This window comes from Salipiger sp. H15, assembly GCF_040409955.1.
Taxonomy (GTDB): domain Bacteria; phylum Pseudomonadota; class Alphaproteobacteria; order Rhodobacterales; family Rhodobacteraceae; genus Salipiger.
In genome coordinates this window covers 1,687,615-1,704,891 of sequence record NZ_CP123384.1, presented here as the reverse complement: position 1 = coordinate 1,704,891, position 17,277 = coordinate 1,687,615, and the positions used below count along the sequence as shown (strand labels likewise).

The following is a 17,277-nucleotide window of genomic DNA, read 5'->3' as shown; positions in this document are numbered from 1 at the left end:
TCCCGGCTCAGAGCGGCTCGGTGCGGTAGAGCTTCACCTTGAGGCTGCCATGCGCCACCGGCGCGCCGGTCGGCAGGAAGCGCAGGCCGGTCGCCTTGGCGAGCCCCGGCTCGGTGGTGATGATGCCGACGCGCCAGCCTCCGAACCTTTCTTTCAGCACCGAGCCGAGCGAGGCGTGCAGCGCGTGCAGCGGGCCCTTCTCGCCGATCCGGGCGCCGTAGGGCGGGTTCACCATGACGAGGCCGGGCGGTCCGTCGGGGCGTTCGAGCTCGCTCACCGGGCGGCATTCGAAGCGGGTCCAGTCGGTGACCCCGGCGCGCGCGGCGTTCTCGGTGGCAAAGCGCACCGCGCCCGCGTCGCGGTCCGAGCCGTAGTAGCGCGACGACGGGGTGCGCAGCGGCTCCTGGCGCTTCAGCCCCTTCAGCTCGGCGGGGGAGAACACCGCCAGCCGCTCGAAATCGAAGGCGCGCGCCCGGCCGGGCAGCAGCCCGGCGGCGATCTCGGCGGCCTCGATCGGGAAGGTGCCCGAGCCGCACATCGGGTCGAGCACAGGCTCGATCCCGTCATAGCCGCAGGCGCGCAGGAAGAGCGAGGCCAGCGTCTCGCGCATCGGCGCCTTGCTGACCGCCTGCTTCAACCCGCGCCGGTGCAGCGGCTGGCCGGAGGTGTCGACGGAGAACGAAACCATGTTGTCCTCGATCCGCGCGAGGATGCGCACGCCGTCGTCGGCGAGCGGCGCGCCCAGTTCCTCGGTGATTGCCCGCTCGATGCGCTCCTTCGCGGCGCCGGCGTGGTAGATCTTCGACTTGCGGCTCAGCGCCTCGACCTTCACCGGCACGTCGGGGCGCAGCACCTCGGCCCAGGGGAACTTGCGCGAGCGCTTGTCGAGCTGCGCGAGGTGCACCGCCGGGAAGCCGCCGATGCGGGCCAGCACCCGCGCCGCGCCGCGCAGCTCGAGGTTGGCGCGCGCCACCTCGGGCCAGCCGCCCTGGAAGCTGACGCCGCCCTGCTCGGGCTTCAGCGGGCCGAAGCCGAGCGACTTGGCCTCGGCCACCAGCACGGGCTCCAGCCCCGGCGCGCAGGCCAGGAAGATCTCGAATGTCTTGTCCATCACATGTCCCGTCAGAGCAGGTCGAGCACGCGCTCGGGCGGGCGGCCGATCACCGCGCGGGTCGCCGCGAAGGCGATGGGGCGCTCGATCAGCTTCGGCACCTCGGCCATGGCGCGCAGCAGGGTTTCGTCGTCGCTGTCCTTCGACAGGCCCGCCGCCGCGAACTCGGGCTCCTTCACGCGGACCATCTTGATCGCGGGGAGGCCGAGCGCGGCCTGCGCCGCCTTCAGCTCGTCAAGGCTGGGCGCGTCCTCGAGGTAGCGCCGCACTTCGGGCTCGACGCCCTTGCCCTGCAGCAGCGCCAGCGCCTCGCGCGACTTGCTGCAGCGCGGGTTGTGCCAGAGGATCATGTCCAGTCGCCCCGCCCGGTGCCCACGGCCTCCTCGACCGAGGCGAAACCCTCGCGCGCGAGGATCGCGTCGAGCCCCTCGGCGATCTCCTGCACCAGCGAGAGCCCGCCGTAGACCAGCGCCGAGTAGAGCTGCACCGCCGAGGCGCCGGCACGGATCTTCTGGAAGGCCTGCTCGGCCGAGCCGATGCCGCCGACGCCGACCAGCGGCATCTGGCCCCCGGTCAGCTCCGAGAGCCTGGCCAGCACGCGGGTGGATTTCTCGAAGAGCGGACGGCCCGACATGCCCCCCGCCTCGGAGGCGAAGGGCGAGCTCAGCCCCTCGCGCGAGAGGGTGGTGTTGGTGGCGATCACCGCGTCGACCTTCGAGGCCATGGCGACCTCGGCCACGTCCTTCAGCCCCTGCTCGTCGAGATCGGGCGCGATCTTGAGGAAGACGGGGATGCGGTCGTCGAGCCGCGCCCGCGCCTCCATCACCCCGCCGAGCAGCGCGGTCAGCGCGTCCTTGCCCTGCAGGTCCCGCAGCCGCTCGGTGTTGGGCGAGCTGACATTGACGGTGGCGAAGTCGAGGTGCTCGCCGCAGCGCGTCAGCACCTTGGCGAAATCCGCCGCGCGGTCCTCGCTGTCCTTGTTGGCACCGAGGTTGAGACCCAGCACCATGCCGCGCGGACGCTGCGCAAGGCGCTGCGCCGCGACCTCCATGCCCTCGTTGTTGAAGCCGAAGCGGTTGATCACCGCGCGGTCCTCGGTCAGGCGGAAGAGCCGCGGCTTGGGATTGCCCGGCTGCGGGCGGGGCGTCACCGCGCCGACCTCGACGAAGCCGAAGCCCGCGCGCGCAAGGCCCTGCAGCGCCGAGGCGTTCTTGTCGAACCCCGCCGCGAGGCCGATCGGGTTGGGCAGCGCCAGCCCCGCCAGCTCGCAGCGCAGGCGGTCCGAGGTGACGAGGCCCGGCGCCGGGGCAAGGCCCATCTTCAGCGCCATGATCGCCAGCCCGTGCGCCTGCTCGGGGTCGAACTTGTGGAACAGCGGCAGTCCCATCTTCTCGATGAATCTCATCATGCCAGATCGTCCGGAAACACGTGCGCCCCGGCGCTGCCGAGCGGCAGCGGCCGCGACCATAGTATCCCGGCCAGCGGCAGCGCGGAATAGAGATGCGGGAACAGCGCCCCGCCGCGCGAGGGCTCCCAGGTGATCCTGTCGCCGAAATCCTCGACCTCGTAGCACAGGAGCTGCAGCCCCTCGACACCGGCGAAATGCTTCGCCGCCGTCTCGCGCACCTGCTCGGCGGTGGAGAAGTGGATGTAGCCGTCGGCCACGTCGATCGGGGCGCCGGCGGTCTCGCCCTGCGCCTGCAACGCCGCCCATTCGTCGGCCCGGAGGATTTTGTAGATCAGCATGAACGGCTGATGCCGTGGAACCCCGTTCCGGTCAATCCCCGCCGTCAGGTGCGGCCGGGCGAAAGCGCGCTCAGAGCCAGCGGCCGAGATGGCGGTGGATGCGCGGGATGATCACCCAGACCATCGCCACCACCATGATCGGCACGAAGAGCAGGTTGCGTTGCCAGAGTTCCCACTCCGCCGTCACCGGGCCGATGAGGTAGAGCAGCAGCGTCACCAGCGGATAGACGGCGAGAAAGACGAAGAGGGCGAGACGCGGGCGCGAGGGAGGACGCGACGGGGGTGTCATGGCTGTCTCCAGTGTCGGGGGGGGCATATCGGAACGATACGTTTCGTTTCATAACGCTTGGTGCGCGCGGCTGTAAAGCGCTATGCCGGTCGCAGCCCCTGCAATCCGCCCCGGAGCCAAGGACATGACCGAAAAGCGCGCCTCCATCGGCGCCCGCCGCAACCCCCAGACGGAAGCCGCCGTGCTGGATGCCGCCGCCGAGATCCTCTCCGAGGCGGGCATCGCCGGGCTGCGCATGGAGGCGGTGGCGAAACGCGCCCGCGCCGGCAAGGCGACGCTCTACCGCTGGTGGCCCACCCGCGGCGCGCTGCTGCTGGCGCTCTACCGGCGCCGCAAGCCGGTCGATGCCTACGCCGACACCGGCACGCTCGAGGGCGATCTCGCGGCGGTCTTCGCGCAGGTCTTCGCGCATTGGCAGGGCGAGACCGGGCAGGTGTTCCGCTCGATCATCGCCGCGGCGCAGGCCGAGCCGGACGTGGCCGAGGCGCTGGCCGAGTTCCGCCTCGAACGGCGCGCCGGGCTCGAGACGGTGATCGCCCGCGCCGGCGCCCGCAGCGAGCTGGCGCCCGGCCTGCCCCCTGCCCGGCTTGCCGACTCCGTCATCGCGACGCTCTGGTTCAAACTGCTCTCGGGCGGAATAGACGATGATCCCCAGATACTTGCCCGCGTTCTGTGCCAAGGCTGGATTGCCGTGAAAACTTCACCTCCCGTGCTTTGACTCAAGGGAAGACCCGTTGCAGGATCGGCAGATAAGAAAAACCCGACAGAGAGGATTCCAGATGTCGCTTCGTCTTCTGACCGGCGCCGCAGCGCTCGCCCTGACCGCCGGCGCAGCCAGCGCGGACTATTCGATCACCATCCTGCACACCAACGACTTCCACGCGCGCTTCGAGCCGATCAGCAAGTACGATTCCACCTGCGGCGAGGCGGACAACGCGGAGGGCAAGTGCTTCGGCGGCTCGCCGCGCCTGCAGACCGCGATCACCGAGGCCAAGGCCCGCGCCGGCAACTACCTGCTGGTGGATGGCGGCGACCAGTTCCAGGGCTCGCTCTTCTACACCTACTACAAGGGCAAGCTCGCCGCCGAGATGATGAACCAGATGGGCTACGACGCGATGACCGTGGGCAACCACGAGTTCGACGACGGCCCCGAGGTGCTGCGCGGCTTCGTCGACTCGGTGAAATTCCCCGTGCTCATGTCGAACGCCGACCTTACCGGCGAGGAGCTGCTCAAGGGCGCGATCAAGAAATCCACGATCATCGAGAAGGACGGCCAGAAGATCGGCCTCATCGGCCTGACGCCGGTCGACACCGACGAGCTCTCGAGCCCCGGCAAGAACGTCGTCTTCACCGACCCGGTCGATTCGGTCCAGGCCGAGGTCGACGCGCTGACCGCCGAGGGGGTGAACAAGATCGTCGTGCTCTCGCACTCGGGCTACCACGTCGACCTGCGCATCGCCGAGGAGACCACCGGCGTCGACGTGATCGTCGGCGGCCACTCCAACACGCTGCTCGGTGACATGGACGGCGCCGAGGGCCCCTACCCGACCATGGTCAAGGACACGGCCATCGTCTCGGCCTATGCCTACGGCAAGTTCCTGGGCGAGCTGAAGGTGACCTTCGACGACGCGGGCAACATCACCGAGGCCTCGGGCGCGCCGCTCATCCTCGACGCCGCCGTGACCGAGGACGCCGCCACCAAGGAGCGCATCTCGGAGGCCGCGAAGCCGCTCGACGAGATCCGCAACAAGGTCATCGGCGAATCCACCGACGAGATCAACGGCAACCGCGACATGTGCCGCGCCGAGGAGTGCCCGATGGGCAACCTCGTGGCCGACGCCATGCTCGACCGGGTCAAGGACCAGGGCATCGACCTTGCCATCACCAACGGCGGCGGGCTGCGCGCCTCGATCGACGCGGGCGAGGTGACCATGGGCGAGGTGCTGACCGTGCTGCCCTTCCAGAACACGCTCTCGACCTTCCAGGTCACCGGCGCGGTCATCAAGGAAGCGCTGGAGAACGGCGTCAGCCAGATGGAGGAAGGCGGCGGCCGCTTCCCGCAGGTCTCGGGGATCAGCTTCACCGTGACCCCCTCGGCCGAGGTCGGCAGCCGCATCTCGGACGTGATGGTCGGCGCCGCCGCGCTGGACGAGGCCAAGACCTACGGCGTCGTGTCGAACAACTTCGTGCGCAACGGCGGTGACGGCTATGCGATGTTCACCACCGCCGAGAAGGCCTACGACTTCGGCCCCGACCTCGCCGACGTGACGGCCGAGTTCATCGCCGCCGGCACGCCCTACACGCCCTACACCGACGGCCGGATCACCGTGAAGGAGTGATCCGCCCGGCCTCGGCCACGAACAGGGGGCGCGCCGGCAACGGCGCGCCCCCTTCCGTTCGGCACCCTTCCGGAAAACGGGGCCGCAACATCCTCTTCCCCCCGGGGAAATTCCGCACTATCAGGTCCCCATGCTGAAGACGCGCATCATCCCCTGCCTCGACGTGGCCGATGGCCGCGTGGTCAAGGGCGTCAACTTCGTCGACCTGCGCGATGCGGGCGACCCGGTCGACGCCGCCCGAGCCTATGACGCCGCCGGCGCCGACGAGATCTGCTTCCTCGACATCCACGCCACGCATGAAAACCGCGGCACGATGTTCGACGTGGTGACCCGCACCGCCGAGCAGTGCTTCATCCCGCTCACCGTGGGCGGGGGCGTGCGCACCGTCGCCGATGTGCGGGCGCTGCTGCTGGCCGGGGCCGACAAGGTCTCGTTCAACTCCGCCGCCGTCGCCAATCCCGACGTCGTGGCCGAGGCCGCCGACCACTTCGGCAGCCAGTGCATCGTCTGCGCCATCGACGCGAAGACCGTCGAGCCCGGCCGCTGGGAGATCTTCACCCATGGCGGTCGCCGCGCCACCGGCATCGACGCGGTCGAGTTCGCGATCACCATGGCGCGCAAGGGCGCCGGGGAAATCCTGCTGACCTCGATGGACCGCGACGGCACCAAGGCGGGCTTCAACCTGCCGCTCACCCGCGCCATCGCCGACGCGGTGCCGATCCCGGTGATCGCCTCGGGCGGCGTCGGCACGCTCGACCACCTGGTCGAGGGCGTGACCGAGGGCCATGCCTCGGCGGTGCTCGCCGCCTCGATCTTCCACTTCGGCACCTACACCATTGCCGAGGCCAAGGCGCACATGGCCGCGGCCGGCGTTCCCGTGAGGCTCTGAGATGACCGGCATGTCCCTCGAAAAGCTCGAAGAGATCGTCGCCGCCCGCGCCGCCGCCTCGCCCGACGAGAGCTGGACCGCCAAGCTGCTCGCCAAGGGCCCGGAGAAATGCGCCGAGAAGTTCGGCGAGGAAGCGATCGAGGCCATCATCGAAGCGGTGAAGGGCGATCGCGAGAAACTTGCCTCCGAGGCCGCCGACGTGCTCTTCCACTTCCTCGTCATGCTGCGCGCGCGCGAGTTGCCGCTGGCCGAGGTGATGGCCGAGCTCGAACGCCGGCAGGGCCAGTCCGGCATCGCCGAGAAGGCCGCGCGCCCCAAGGGCTGAGCCGAAGAGAGGGGGCGCTGCCCCCTCGCCGCTGCGCGGCTCACCCCCGGCGTATTTTTCAAGAGAAGAAGATCGGACATGCCGCCCCTGCCCGGCGCGGCGGCGGGTCTTGCCGCGGGCGGAACAGTCCTGCGGAGGCGCGCCCGGCGTGGCGGGGGCAGCGCCCCCGGGACAGGGTCAGCCGCCGATGACCTCGGCCAGCGGCACGCCGGCACCCAGCAGCCGTTCGTACTCGATCTTGGTGCAGCGGTCCTGCACCACGTCGATGCCCTTCGCCTGCGCCTTCGCAGCGGCCTCGGCATGTTCCACGCCGAGCTGCATCCAGATGGTGCGCAGCTGCGGCAGGTGCGACAGGGCCGCGCCGACCACCGAGGGCACCGCGTCGTGGCGGCGGAAGATGTCGACCATGTCGACCGGCGCGTCGATCTCGGAGAGCCCCGCGCGGAACTCCTCGCCGAAGAGGGTCTGGCCGACATGCGCCGGGTTCACCGGGATGATCCGGTAGCCGCGCTGGTGCAGGAAGCGCGAGACGTAATGGCTCGGTCGCACGGGGTTGGTCGAGATGCCGACCACGGCGATCACCCGGGTCCGCGTCAGGATGTCTTTGAGGAATGCGTCGGAATAGCTCATGCGTTCAGCCTGTCACAGCGCCGCGGGAAGAGGAAGCCGCCGCGGCGCCTCCCGCGGAAAGAAAAAGCGTCCGGGAAAACCCGGACGCAGTTACGGAACGAGGGACAGTGAAGGGGTCGCGGAGGTTCCAGATCCGCGCCTCTGCACCAGAGTTAGGCGAAAATGCCACAGATTGAAGACCCCTCGCGATCATGTGATGAAAAAATCTTGACCTTCCTCGCGTCACGTGCTGGCGGCCTCACTCCGCCGCCAGCGCCACACCGTTCAGCATCTGCCAGACCCGGTGCGGGGTGAAGGGCATGTCGGCCTGGCGAATCCCCTTCTCCCACAGCGCGTCCTGCACGGCGTTCGACACGGCAGCCATCGAGCCGACGGTCCCTGCCTCGCCGCAGCCTTTCATCCCCATCGGGTTGCCGGTGGAGGGCACGGGTTCGACGTCGAAGGCGATCCAGGGCGAATCCTTGGCGCGCGGCATGGCGTAATCCATGAAGGTGGCGGTCAGGAGCTGGCCGTCCTCGTCGAAGACCGTGTGCTCGGTCAGCGCCTGGCCCAGCCCCTGCACCACCCCGCCATGGACCTGGCCCTCGGCCAGCATCGGGTTGATGAGATTGCCGAAATCGTCGACCACCGTGTATTTCACCACCTGCGTGACGCCGGTCTCGGGGTCGATCTCGACCTCGCAGAAATGCGCGCCGTTGGGGTAGGAGCGGGCGTCGATCGCAGTGCGGGCGGACCAGCTCAGCAGGTCGTCGCGGCCCTTCGCGCGGGCCATGGCCGCGGCCTCGAGCATGGTCGGATGCAGGTTCGATCCGTCGGCGCGGAACTGCTCGTCGTCGAATCGCACCTCGTCGGGATCGACGCCCATCTCGCCGGCGAGGAATTCCGAGAAGCCCGCGATCATGTCGCGCACCGCGGTCAGCGTCACCGTCGCCTGCGTGGTCACCGAGCGCGAGCCGCCGGTGCCGCCGCCGCGCGGGATGCGGTCGCTGTCGCCCTGCACGAAGGTGATCTTCTCGACCGGGATGCCCGTGTGGTCCGACAGGAACTTGGCGAAGACCGTCTCGTGCCCCTGCCCGTTCGACTGGGTGCCGACGTAGATCGTGGCGCCGCCGTCCTCGTTGAACTCGACCTTCACGTCCTCGGCCGGATCGCCGAGGATGCTCTCGATGTAGTAGCAGAGGCCAAGCCCGCGCAGCTTGCCCTGCGCCTCGGAGGCGGCCTTGCGCGCGGCGTAGCCCGCGATGTCGGCATCCGCCTCGGCATGGCCGAGCACGCGGGAGAAGTCGCCGACGTCGTAATTCTCGCCGGTGACGGTCTTGTAGGGGAACTCCTGCACGAAGTTGATCCGGCGCAGCTCGCTCGGGTCCACGCCGAGCTCGCGGGCGGCGCGGTCCATGATCCGCTCGAGCGTGTAGATCGCCTCGGGGCGGCCGGCGCCGCGGTAGGCGTCGACCTGCGTGGTGTTGGTGTAGAAGCCCTCGACCCGCATGTAGGCGGCCTTGATGTCATAGGTGCCGGTCAGCACCTTGGCATAGAGCGCGGTCTGGATCGCCTGCCCGAAGTTCGAGTTGTAGGCGCCGAGGTTGCAGCGGGTGTGGTTGCGGTAGCCGAGGATGCGGTTGTCCGCGTCGAAGGCCAGCTCGGCCAGCGTGACGAGATCGCGCCCGGCGTGGTCCGAGAGCATCGCCTCGGTGCGGTCCGACATCCAGCGCACCGGCTTGCCGAGCTGCATCGCGGCGAAGGCGATGGCGAAATACTCGGGGTAGCTCGGGGCCTTCATGCCGAAGCCGCCGCCGACATCGGGGTTGGTGACCCGCACCTGCTCGACCTCGAGGCCGAAGGCCTGCGCCAGCTCGGACTTGACCTCCCAGACACCCTGGCCGTTGAAGGCGACGTGCAGCTTCTCGCCGTCCCACTCGGCATAGGCGCCGCGCGGCTCCATGGCATTGACGATGACGCGGTTGTCGCCGACCTCGAGCGAGACCACCTTGGCAGCGGCGGCGAAGGCGGCGTCGGTCTCGGCCTCGTTGCCCATGCCGTAGTCGAAGGCGCGGTTGTCGGGGGCCTCGGCGTGGATCGCCTCGCCGCCCGCCTCGAGCGCGAGGTGCACCGGCAGGTCCTCGAAATCGAAGACGATCGCCTCGGCGGCATCCTTCGCTTCGATCATCGTCTCGGCGACGATCACCGCCACCGGCTCGCCGACGTGGCGCACACGCCCCTGCGCGAGCATCGGGCGCAGCGGGTCGGCCGCCTTGCTGCCGTCACGGTTCTTGATCACCGTGCCGTCCATCGAGATGTTCACCCCCGCGGCGAGCAGGTCCTCGACCGTGGCCACGAGGTGCACGCCCGGCATCTCGCGCGCATCAGACACGTCGAGCTTGGCGATCACCGCATGGGCGACCGGCGAGCGCAGCAGGTAGGCATGCAGCGCCCCTTCGGGAACGATATCATCCACGTAGCGACCATGCCCGGTCAGGAAGCGCACGTCCTCGCTGCGTTTGAACGACTGGCTCTTGCCGAATTTTTCCATCTGGCTGGTCCTCCCGCGACTGCGTATTCGCCGCGACTGTAGAGGCCGCGGCGGCAGAGTCCAGCACCCGGGACTGTGATCTCAGTCCTGACTTTCGATTTCCACCACCTTGCGCACGCCGTAGCCGTTGAACCCGGTCACGAGGGCGCGAGAATAGGCACCCATGCCCGCGAAGAGCAGGAAATCGCCTTCTTGCAGGTCAGAGGGCAGCGGCAGGGTCTCGGGCAGGCGGTCGATGCTGTCGCAGGTCGGGCCGAAGACCACGCGGCGCAGGGTCTCGCCCGTCAGCGCCCCGCCCTGCCGGCCCACCGCCCGCACCCGGTCCATCGGCGCGATGTCGCGCCACTCGGCGAGCCCGCCGTAGACGCCGTCGTTGAGGAAGACCGCCTCGTCATGCACGCCCTTGACCCGGGTCGCCAGCGTCAGCGCCTCGGCGGCCAGCGCCCGGCCGGGCTCGCAGACCAGCAGCGGAGCTTCGTCGAAGGCGCCCTGCGTCGCCTCGCGGATGGTGTCGAAGATGCCCTGAAGGTCGGGCCGGGCCGCGTCGCGATGCGCGGGGAAGCCGCCGCCGACGTTCAGCCGGTGCAGCGTCACTCCCGCCGAGCGCGCGACCGCCGCGGCCTCGACGATGTAGCGCGCCCAGGGCTCGGGCCGGGTGCATTGCGTGCCGGGGTGGAAGGTGAGCGAGGGCGTGAAGCCCATCGCCACCACCTGCCGCAGCAGTGCCGCCGCCTGCTCTGGCGTCGCGCCGAACTTGGCGCCGAAGTCATAGGCCGCTCCGGGAACGGGAAGCTTCAGCCGCACGGCGATCTCGGTGCCCCGCGGCAGGCCCGCGAGCTTGGCGAGTTCCGCCGGGCGGTCCACCGACCACGACACGCACCCGGCCCGCAGCCCCGCGGCGACCTCTTCCGCCGAGCGCACCGGGTTGTGGTAGTGCAGCGCCGCGCCCGGCGCATGGGCGCGGACGAGCTCCATCTCGGCGGGCGAGGCCACGTCGAAGGCGCTGATCCCCGCCGCATGCAGCGTGCGGATCATCTCGGGAGCGGGGTTGGCCTTGACCGCGTAGGTCACCAGCCCGGGAAACCCGGCAAGGAAATCCCGCGCGACCTGCATCAGCCGCGCCGGGTGGAAGAAGAACACCGGCTCGTCCGGCGCATTGGCCGCGAGCCAGGATTCCGGCGTCGGGGCGAGGGTGGGATCGATGCGCATGGGTCACTGCCTCCTGTCGGTTTTCTTTTCAGCATGGCGCAGAAAACGCTCGGATCCGCGTGGCAGATGGCGCAGACTATACGGTATGATGCGACAGATCGACGACAAGACCCTTCAGATCGACGAGACGGACCGCCAGCTCATCGCGCTGCTCGAGGCCGATGCGCGGCTGCCGGTGGCCGATCTCGCGCGCAAGCTCGGGCTGGCGCGTACCACGGTGCAGGCGCGCATCGACCGGCTGCTGGCGCGCGGCATCATCGCCGGCTTCACCCTCCGCCGCGGCGCCGCGCTGAAGGCGCCGATCCGCGCGACGGTGCTGGTGTGCATCGAGCCGCGCAGCCAGCCCGAGGTGCTGGCCCGGCTGCGCCAGATGCCCGCGGTCGAGGCCGCGCACACTACCTCGGGGCGGGTCGACCTGCTGGTGCAGGTGAGCGCGCGCAGCACCGAGGAGCTCGACGCCACGCTCGACAGGATCGCCGAGGCGCGCGGGGTGAAGAGCTCGGAAAGCCTCATCCACCTCAGCACGAAGCTGAGCCGGTCGGGCTAGCGCGTCAGAAAAAGCTCTGCGGGTCGATGTCGATCGCCATGCGCAGCTCGCCCTTCAGGCGGAACTGCCCGGCCCATTCGGCGAGCGCCGCCTGCAGCGCCACGCCCTTCGGCGCCTTGACCAGCAGCCGAACCCGGTGCCTTCCGCGCACCCGGGCGATCGGCGCCGGCGCGGGACCGTAGACCTGCGCCCCGATCCGCCGCAGCGGCCCGTCCTGCCGCGCCATGGCGGCACCGAGGTCGAACACCTCCTGCACCTCGGTCGACGACAGGATCACCCCCGCGAGGCGGCCATAGGGCGGCATCCCGGCGATACGGCGCTCGTCCGCCTCGGCCTTCCAGAACCCTTCCTCGTCGCCCGAGAGGATGGCGCGGATCACCGGGTGCTCGGGCTGGAAGGTCTGCAGGAGCGCCGTGCCCGGCTTCTCGGCCCGCCCGGCGCGCCCCGCCACCTGCCGCATCAGCTGGAACGTCCGCTCCGCCGCGCGCAGGTCCGAGCCCTGCAAGCCAAGATCGGCGTCGATCACCCCCACCAGCGTGAGGTTGGGGAAGTTGTGCCCCTTGGCCACCAGCTGCGTGCCGATGACGATGTCGGCGCCGCCCGTGGCGATCTTCTCGATCTCGTCCTTCAGCTGCCGGGCCGAACCGAAGAGGTCCGACGAGAGCACCGCGAGCCGGGCGTCGGGGAAGACCTCCGCCGCCTCCTCGGCCAGCCGCTCGACCCCCGGCCCGACCGCCGCGAGCTTGCCCTCGACCTCGCAGGAGGGGCATTTCTCGGGCTTCGGCGTGCTCTCGCCGCACTGGTGGCAGATCAGCCGCTGCTGGAAGCGGTGCTCGACCATGCGCGCGTCGCAATGCGGGCAGGCGATCTGGTGGCCGCAGGCGCGGCAGATGGTGACCGGGGCATAGCCGCGCCGGTTGAGGAAGAGCAGCGACTGCTCGCCCTGCGCGATCCGCCGCTTCACCGCCGCCTGCAGCGAGGGCGAGATCCAGCGGCTGCCCGGCAGATCCTCGGCGCGCATGTCGAGCGCGCGCATCTGCGGCATCACCGCCGGGCCGAAGCGCGAGACGAGGTCGAGCCGCTGGTACTTGCCCGCGTCGGCATTTGCCCAGCTCTCGAGCGAGGGGGTCGCCGAGGCCAGCACCACCCGCCCGGAACAGATCGAGGCGCGCAGCACCGCCATGTCGCGGGCGTTGTAGAGCACGCCCTCCTCCTGCTTGTAGGAGGTGTCGTGTTCCTCGTCGACGACGGTGAGGCCAAGGTCGCGGAACGGCAGGAAGAGCGCCGAACGCGCGCCGACCACCAGCTGCGCGCCGCCCTCGGCCACCTGCCGCCAGACCCGCCGCCGCTCGGTCACGGTGACGCCCGAGTGCCACTCGGCGGGCCGCGCGCCGAAGCGCGCCTCGACGCGGGTCAGGAATTCCGAGGTGAGCGCGATCTCGGGCAGCAGCACCAGCGCCTGCCGGCCCTTGCGCAGGCATTCGGCCACCGCCTCGAGGTAGACCTCGGTCTTGCCCGAGCCGGTCACACCCTTGAGCAGCACCGTGCCGTATTTTCCCGACCGCACCCCTTCGCGCAGCACCTCCGCCGCCGCCGCCTGGTCCTCGGTCAGCTCCTTGCCGCCGTGGTCCGGGTCGAGCCGGAAGAAGGGCACGTCGCGCGGCGCCTCCTCCTCGCGCACCGCGCCCTGCTTGGCCAGCCCCTTGACCACCGAGGTGGTGACCCCGGCAGCCTCGGCCAGTTCCTTGAGGGTCAGCGAGAGCCCGCCCATCTCGTCCAGCACCTCGAGCACCCGGCGGCGGGCGTCGGTCATCCGGTCGGGCTCGCTGTCGCCCTTGCGGTAGATCTTGCGCATCGAGGGCGGCTCGCCCAGCCCCGGCGCGCGGGTGGCAAGGCGCAGCATGGCGGTGCGCGGGGTCAGCGTGTAATCGGCCGAGCGTTCGAGGAAATCGCGCAGCTCGGCGCGCATCGTCGGCGCGTCGAGCACGCGGAAGGCGGCGCGCACCTTGGCGGGATCGAAGCCGCCCTGCCCCGGTCCCCAGACCACGCCCAGCACCTTGCGCGGCCCGAGCGGCACCTCGACATAGGCCCCCTGCGGACAGCCGCCCGCCGGTGCCTTGTAGTCCAGCAGCCGGTCCAGCGGCTGCGTGGTCAGCACCGAGATGAGCGTGCCTTCGTCGTAGAAATCATCCATGCGGGGCCGGTCCCTGAGCGTGTCGTCAAGGGTTTCAGCCCTTCCCTGCATGAGGTAAGACAGGCGCGAGCGAATGCCAAGCCAAGCCTGGAGGGCTTACTGAGATGAAATTCTTTGTCGACACCGCCGACGTGGACGCAATCCGCGAGCTTCACGAGCTCGGCATGGTGGATGGCGTCACCACCAACCCGTCGCTGATCGCCAAGTCCGGTCGCGACATCCTCGAGGTCACCAAGGAAATCTGCGACATGGTGCCCGGCCCCGTGTCCGCCGAAGTGGTCGCGACCGAAGCCGAGGCGATGATCGCCGAGGGCCGCAAGCTGGCCGAGATCGCGCCGAACATCGCCGTGAAGGTGCCGCTGACCTGGGACGGGCTCAAGGCCTGCAAGGTGCTCTCGGAAGAGGGCAACATGGTCAACGTGACGCTCTGCTTCTCGGCCAACCAGGCACTGCTCGCCGCCAAGGCCGGCGCGACCTTCATCTCGCCGTTCATCGGCCGCCTCGATGACCTGAACCTCGACGGGCTGCAGCTGATCGCCGACATCCGCCAGATCTACGACAACTACGGCTACGAGACCCAGGTGCTGGCGGCCTCGATCCGTTCGGCCAACCACATGTCGGACTGCGCCAAGATCGGCGCCGATGTCTGCACCGCGCCGCCGTCGGTGATCAAGGCGATGGCGAACCACGTGCTGACCGACAAGGGCCTCGCCGCCTTCCTCGCCGACGCCGAGAAGGCCGGCATCAAGATCGTCTGATCGCGCGACCCGGGGCCGCAAGCGCCCCGCGGGAACGACAAGGCCCGCCTCCGGCAAGGAGGCGGGCCTTTGCTTTTCTGGCGCCGCGCCCGGTGTCCGCGGCGCGCCTTGCGTATTTTGAAAGAGAAGAAAGACGGGTGGGAAAGTCCACCCCGCCCCCGGCGACCGTGATCTTGGAGGGACTTCGGCAGGCCGGGGCGCGGGGCTTCTCCTCTTGCGGTCATCGGCTCGCCAGCCTGTACCGCATCCCCAGACTGCCGCAGAAGCGGTTAACCCAAGGTTACCAAACGCGGAAATTCGCGCCGCGCCCGCATCTTCTTCTCTTTTCAAATACGCAGGCCCGCCCTCGGGGCCCGCGCAGGCGTCAGAGGTTGGGCTCGCCCTGCAGGCCCAGCAGCTTGCGGAAGCCGGTCCAGTAACCCGGCAGGCGCGGCGGCTGCGAGAGCCCCTCGAGCGCCTCCTCGGCAAAGCGCGGCATGGCGCGCGGCGCGAAGTCGCGGCCCCAGTCGAGATAGGCGTCGGCGTGTTCGGGGCGCAGCCGGCAGGCCGAGCCGACGAGGCCGACCAGCGTCTCGGGGGCCGAGTACCACTCGTCCTGGATGCCGGTGACCTTGGACTTCAGGAACGGCCCGACCCAGCGCATCAGGCGCTTTTCCGAGAATTGCAGCAAGAGCTCGCCCATTTCCTCGCGGGAATAGCCGATCAGCGGCGGGAAGGTGTCGAAGAAGATCGCCTGCCCGTCGACCACGGCGAAGTTGCGGATCGAGGGGTGGAAGCCGACGCGGCCCTCGATCCGGTCCGCGTTGTTCCAGAACTGCGCGATCACCTGCCCGGCGCTTTCCATCATCGCCAGCGTCGAGGCGAGATCCTCGCGCTGCATCCGCGGGCGCATCAGCGCGCTTTCAGGCAATGCCTCCTGCAGGATCACCGGCACGCGGCCCTGCCCGGTCTGCATCAGCAGGAACTCGGTCTGCGGCAGCGGCACGCCGGTCTGCTGCAGCGCCGCGACATAGGCGTCATGCGCCCGCGCCAGCCGCTCCAGCGCCGCGCCGTCGGGCAGCCCGCGGTAGACCTTGACCACCTTGTCGGCGAAGGGCCCATCCACCGGGCGGAAGGGCGCGCAGAAATAGCCGAGGCGCGAGATCGGCTGGCCCTGGCCCTGCTGGTGGCGGCGGATCGTCTCGGCAAGCGCGGCGTGGTCGGTCATGACAAATCTCCTGTTGCCGCCCGCTTTACCCGTTTGCCAGCGCCTCCGCCACCTCTGCGGTCAGCGCGGCGATCTCGTCGCGGGCCGGGGTCCGGCGGCCCTCGGCGGCGCTCTGTCCGCGGCCGAAGGCCTCGGCATAGCCGACCCGGTTGGCGAGCTGCGCCGCGGCGATCGGCACGTCCATGGCCTGCACCGCCTCGGCGATCTCGCCCGAGAGCCGGGTGCCGGGGCGCGTGCGGTTGAGCACCACGAGGGCCGAGCGATTCTCGCGCCGGGCGAGGTCGAGCACGCCCTCGGTGGCCCAGAGGTCGAGATGGCTCATCGAGACCGGCACCACCACGAGGTCGGCGGCGCGCAGCGCCGGGCGCAGGTCGCTGTCGGCCTTGGGCGGGGTGTCGACGATCACCACGTCGTGGCTTGCGGCGAGCTTGCGGCATTCGTAGGTCACGCCCCAGGCCGAGGAGGTGGCGAACTCGAGCCCGCCGGCGCCCTCGGGGTCGCGCTCGAGCCGGGTCATGAACCAGCGCCCGAGGCTGCCCTGCGGGTCGATGTCGACCAGCGCGACGGACTTGCCCTGCGCGAGGAAGCCGATGGCGAGATTGGCCGAGAGCGTGGTCTTGCCCGAGCCCCCCTTCTGCTGCGCGACGGTGATCACCGATCCGGTCATGAAGCCCCCTTCCGGCCCCGTGGCGAGGCCCTTCGCACCTGCAGCATAACCGAACCGGGCAAGCCGTCCAGTGGCCATGTGACGCAAGGGCCGGGCGTTCGACAGCACCGCCGTTCACCCGCCCTTAACCACGTTTCGGACAGTCTGCGGGCAGGAGGCCTCCGATGCGGCACTTGCCATGGATAGCACTGGCCTGCGTCCTGCTGGGCCTCGCGCCGCCGCCCTGCCGGGCCGGGGCCTGGCTGCCGCCGCGCGGCACCGGCTTTGCCAGCACGACGACGCGGCTCACCTGGTCGCAGGACGTGGCGCTGCAGGGCTGGCAGGCGCCGCAGGGCCGCTACGACACGCTTTTCCTCGACTACGGGCTGGGGGATCACCTGGCGCTTGGCGCCGATCTCGGGCGGTCGATCTCGGGCGGCGGCAAGGCGCTGGTGTTCCTGCGCTGGCCGCTGCTCGGAACCGGCCCCCTGCGTGTTGCCGCGGAGATGGGGCTGGGCCGGATCGCGGGCACGGCGGCGCTGCGGCCCGGGCTTTCGGTCGGGCTCGGCCATGCGCGCGGCTGGCTCAATGCCGACCTGCTGGCCGAGATGCGCGGCACCGGCGAGACCGACCTCAAGCTCGACCTCACGCTCGGCGCCGCGCTGCCGCGCGAGGCGAAGCTGATCCTGCAGATCCAGAGCGGCGTGCAGGCGGGGGATGCGCCCTTCGCGCGCTTCGCCCCCTCGGTGGTGCTTCCGCTGCGCCGGAGCCTGCAGACCGAGCTCGGCCTCAGCTGGGGGATGGCCGGCGACACCAGTGCCGGCCTGCTGCTGGGGCTCTGGACCGAGTTCTGAGCC

18 protein-coding genes are annotated in these 17,277 nt (G+C 70.0%); 7 read left to right on the top strand and 11 right to left on the bottom strand.

Features of this window, described 5'->3' with window-relative positions; all coding sequences use genetic code 11:
• Window positions 1–7: 7 nt before the first annotated feature.
• The 5 genes from PVT71_RS08350 to PVT71_RS08330 all read right to left on the bottom strand — a co-directional run bounded on the left by PVT71_RS08350 (window position 8) and on the right by PVT71_RS08330 (window position 3,146).
• Window positions 8–1,111, bottom strand: coding sequence for a class I SAM-dependent RNA methyltransferase (locus PVT71_RS08350; protein WP_353471334.1), 1,104 nt, complete (start codon window positions 1,109–1,111; stop codon window positions 8–10).
• A gap of 11 nt (window positions 1,112–1,122) precedes the next feature.
• Window positions 1,123–1,461 (bottom strand): arsenate reductase (glutaredoxin), encoded by a 339-nt coding sequence (gene arsC / locus PVT71_RS08345; RefSeq protein ID WP_353471333.1) that lies wholly within the window; start codon window positions 1,459–1,461, stop codon window positions 1,123–1,125.
• The gene (locus tag PVT71_RS08340) at window positions 1,458–2,516 is read right to left on the bottom strand and encodes a quinone-dependent dihydroorotate dehydrogenase (protein WP_353473857.1); all 1,059 of its coding nucleotides are present in this window, start codon (window positions 2,514–2,516) and stop codon (window positions 1,458–1,460) included. The genes arsC and PVT71_RS08340 overlap by 4 nt, the downstream gene beginning before the upstream one ends.
• A complete protein-coding gene (locus tag PVT71_RS08335) occupies window positions 2,516–2,857 on the bottom strand; it encodes a DUF952 domain-containing protein (RefSeq protein WP_353471332.1) in 342 nt (113 codons plus the stop codon). The genes PVT71_RS08340 and PVT71_RS08335 overlap by 1 nt, the downstream gene beginning before the upstream one ends.
• A 70-nt stretch (window positions 2,858–2,927) precedes the next feature.
• Window positions 2,928–3,146 (bottom strand): hypothetical protein, encoded by a 219-nt coding sequence (locus PVT71_RS08330; protein WP_353471331.1) that lies wholly within the window; start codon window positions 3,144–3,146, stop codon window positions 2,928–2,930.
• A 124-nt stretch (window positions 3,147–3,270) separates the two neighbouring features.
• Here PVT71_RS08330 and PVT71_RS08325 point away from each other — a divergent pair, with 124 nt between their 5' ends.
• The 4 genes from PVT71_RS08325 to PVT71_RS08310 all read left to right on the top strand — a co-directional run bounded on the left by PVT71_RS08325 (window position 3,271) and on the right by PVT71_RS08310 (window position 6,699).
• The gene (locus PVT71_RS08325; protein WP_353471330.1) at window positions 3,271–3,864 is read left to right on the top strand and encodes a TetR/AcrR family transcriptional regulator; all 594 of its coding nucleotides are present in this window, start codon (window positions 3,271–3,273) and stop codon (window positions 3,862–3,864) included.
• 61 nt (window positions 3,865–3,925) lie between these two features.
• Window positions 3,926–5,485, top strand: coding sequence for a bifunctional metallophosphatase/5'-nucleotidase (locus tag PVT71_RS08320; protein ID WP_353471329.1), 1,560 nt, complete (start codon window positions 3,926–3,928; stop codon window positions 5,483–5,485).
• 130 nt (window positions 5,486–5,615) lie between these two features.
• On the top strand, window positions 5,616–6,374 hold the full coding sequence (gene hisF / locus PVT71_RS08315) for an imidazole glycerol phosphate synthase subunit HisF (protein WP_194133920.1): 759 nt from the start codon (window positions 5,616–5,618) through the stop codon (window positions 6,372–6,374).
• A 10-nt stretch (window positions 6,375–6,384) separates the two neighbouring features.
• Window positions 6,385–6,699, top strand: coding sequence for a phosphoribosyl-ATP diphosphatase (locus PVT71_RS08310; protein ID WP_353473856.1), 315 nt, complete (start codon window positions 6,385–6,387; stop codon window positions 6,697–6,699).
• 177 nt (window positions 6,700–6,876) lie between these two features.
• On the opposite strand, the gene PVT71_RS08305 is transcribed toward PVT71_RS08310, so the two are convergent.
• The 3 genes from PVT71_RS08305 to PVT71_RS08295 all read right to left on the bottom strand — a co-directional run bounded on the left by PVT71_RS08305 (window position 6,877) and on the right by PVT71_RS08295 (window position 11,068).
• Complete coding sequence (locus tag PVT71_RS08305; RefSeq protein WP_353471328.1) at window positions 6,877–7,329, bottom strand: CoA-binding protein; 453 nt, start codon at window positions 7,327–7,329, stop codon at window positions 6,877–6,879.
• Window positions 7,330–7,567: 238 nt separating this feature from the next.
• Window positions 7,568–9,859 carry a xanthine dehydrogenase family protein molybdopterin-binding subunit gene (locus tag PVT71_RS08300; protein ID WP_353471327.1) on the bottom strand — a complete coding sequence of 764 codons (2,292 nt, stop codon included), beginning with the start codon at window positions 9,857–9,859 and terminating at the stop codon, window positions 7,568–7,570.
• Window positions 9,860–9,940: 81 nt separating this feature from the next.
• Window positions 9,941–11,068, bottom strand: coding sequence for a type III PLP-dependent enzyme (locus tag PVT71_RS08295; protein ID WP_353471326.1), 1,128 nt, complete (start codon window positions 11,066–11,068; stop codon window positions 9,941–9,943).
• Between the two features lie 88 nt (window positions 11,069–11,156).
• Here PVT71_RS08295 and PVT71_RS08290 point away from each other — a divergent pair, with 88 nt between their 5' ends.
• Complete coding sequence (locus PVT71_RS08290; RefSeq protein ID WP_353473854.1) at window positions 11,157–11,615, top strand: Lrp/AsnC family transcriptional regulator; 459 nt, start codon at window positions 11,157–11,159, stop codon at window positions 11,613–11,615.
• 4 nt (window positions 11,616–11,619) lie between these two features.
• Here the strand turns inward: PVT71_RS08290 and PVT71_RS08285 are convergent, their stop codons facing one another.
• Window positions 11,620–13,809 carry a primosomal protein N' gene (locus PVT71_RS08285; protein WP_353471324.1) on the bottom strand — a complete coding sequence of 730 codons (2,190 nt, stop codon included), beginning with the start codon at window positions 13,807–13,809 and terminating at the stop codon, window positions 11,620–11,622.
• Between the two features lie 104 nt (window positions 13,810–13,913).
• Here PVT71_RS08285 and fsa point away from each other — a divergent pair, with 104 nt between their 5' ends.
• The gene (gene fsa / locus PVT71_RS08280) at window positions 13,914–14,567 is read left to right on the top strand and encodes a fructose-6-phosphate aldolase (protein WP_353471323.1); all 654 of its coding nucleotides are present in this window, start codon (window positions 13,914–13,916) and stop codon (window positions 14,565–14,567) included.
• Between the two features lie 364 nt (window positions 14,568–14,931).
• On the opposite strand, the gene PVT71_RS08275 is transcribed toward fsa, so the two are convergent.
• Together PVT71_RS08275 and parA are read right to left on the bottom strand one after the other, a co-directional pair.
• Window positions 14,932–15,774, bottom strand: coding sequence for a DUF6206 family protein (locus tag PVT71_RS08275; protein ID WP_353471322.1), 843 nt, complete (start codon window positions 15,772–15,774; stop codon window positions 14,932–14,934).
• Window positions 15,775–15,799: 25 nt separating this feature from the next.
• Window positions 15,800–16,441, bottom strand: coding sequence for a ParA family partition ATPase (parA, locus tag PVT71_RS08270; RefSeq protein WP_353471321.1), 642 nt, complete (start codon window positions 16,439–16,441; stop codon window positions 15,800–15,802).
• Between the two features lie 164 nt (window positions 16,442–16,605).
• Here parA and PVT71_RS08265 point away from each other — a divergent pair, with 164 nt between their 5' ends.
• Window positions 16,606–17,274: a hypothetical protein gene (locus PVT71_RS08265; protein ID WP_353471320.1), complete on the top strand. Its 669-nt coding sequence runs from the start codon at window positions 16,606–16,608 to the stop codon at window positions 17,272–17,274.
• The last annotated feature ends 3 nt before the right edge of the window (window positions 17,275–17,277 follow it).

Coding starts and splice junctions, on each gene's coding strand:
- PVT71_RS08350 (WP_353471334.1), bottom strand. CDS start 1,111: ATGGACAAGACATTCGAGATCTTCCTGGCCTGCGCGCCGGGGCTGGAG.
- arsC (WP_353471333.1), bottom strand. CDS start 1,461: ATGATCCTCTGGCACAACCCGCGCTGCAGCAAGTCGCGCGAGGCGCTG.
- PVT71_RS08340 (WP_353473857.1), bottom strand. CDS start 2,516: ATGAGATTCATCGAGAAGATGGGACTGCCGCTGTTCCACAAGTTCGAC.
- PVT71_RS08335 (WP_353471332.1), bottom strand. CDS start 2,857: ATGCTGATCTACAAAATCCTCCGGGCCGACGAATGGGCGGCGTTGCAG.
- PVT71_RS08330 (WP_353471331.1), bottom strand. CDS start 3,146: ATGACACCCCCGTCGCGTCCTCCCTCGCGCCCGCGTCTCGCCCTCTTC.
- PVT71_RS08325 (WP_353471330.1), top strand. CDS start 3,271: ATGACCGAAAAGCGCGCCTCCATCGGCGCCCGCCGCAACCCCCAGACG.
- PVT71_RS08320 (WP_353471329.1), top strand. CDS start 3,926: ATGTCGCTTCGTCTTCTGACCGGCGCCGCAGCGCTCGCCCTGACCGCC.
- hisF (WP_194133920.1), top strand. CDS start 5,616: ATGCTGAAGACGCGCATCATCCCCTGCCTCGACGTGGCCGATGGCCGC.
- PVT71_RS08310 (WP_353473856.1), top strand. CDS start 6,385: ATGTCCCTCGAAAAGCTCGAAGAGATCGTCGCCGCCCGCGCCGCCGCC.
- PVT71_RS08305 (WP_353471328.1), bottom strand. CDS start 7,329: ATGAGCTATTCCGACGCATTCCTCAAAGACATCCTGACGCGGACCCGG.
- PVT71_RS08300 (WP_353471327.1), bottom strand. CDS start 9,859: ATGGAAAAATTCGGCAAGAGCCAGTCGTTCAAACGCAGCGAGGACGTG.
- PVT71_RS08295 (WP_353471326.1), bottom strand. CDS start 11,068: ATGCGCATCGATCCCACCCTCGCCCCGACGCCGGAATCCTGGCTCGCG.
- PVT71_RS08290 (WP_353473854.1), top strand. CDS start 11,157: ATGCGACAGATCGACGACAAGACCCTTCAGATCGACGAGACGGACCGC.
- PVT71_RS08285 (WP_353471324.1), bottom strand. CDS start 13,809: ATGGATGATTTCTACGACGAAGGCACGCTCATCTCGGTGCTGACCACG.
- fsa (WP_353471323.1), top strand. CDS start 13,914: ATGAAATTCTTTGTCGACACCGCCGACGTGGACGCAATCCGCGAGCTT.
- PVT71_RS08275 (WP_353471322.1), bottom strand. CDS start 15,774: ATGACCGACCACGCCGCGCTTGCCGAGACGATCCGCCGCCACCAGCAG.
- parA (WP_353471321.1), bottom strand. CDS start 16,441: ATGACCGGATCGGTGATCACCGTCGCGCAGCAGAAGGGGGGCTCGGGC.
- PVT71_RS08265 (WP_353471320.1), top strand. CDS start 16,606: ATGCGGCACTTGCCATGGATAGCACTGGCCTGCGTCCTGCTGGGCCTC.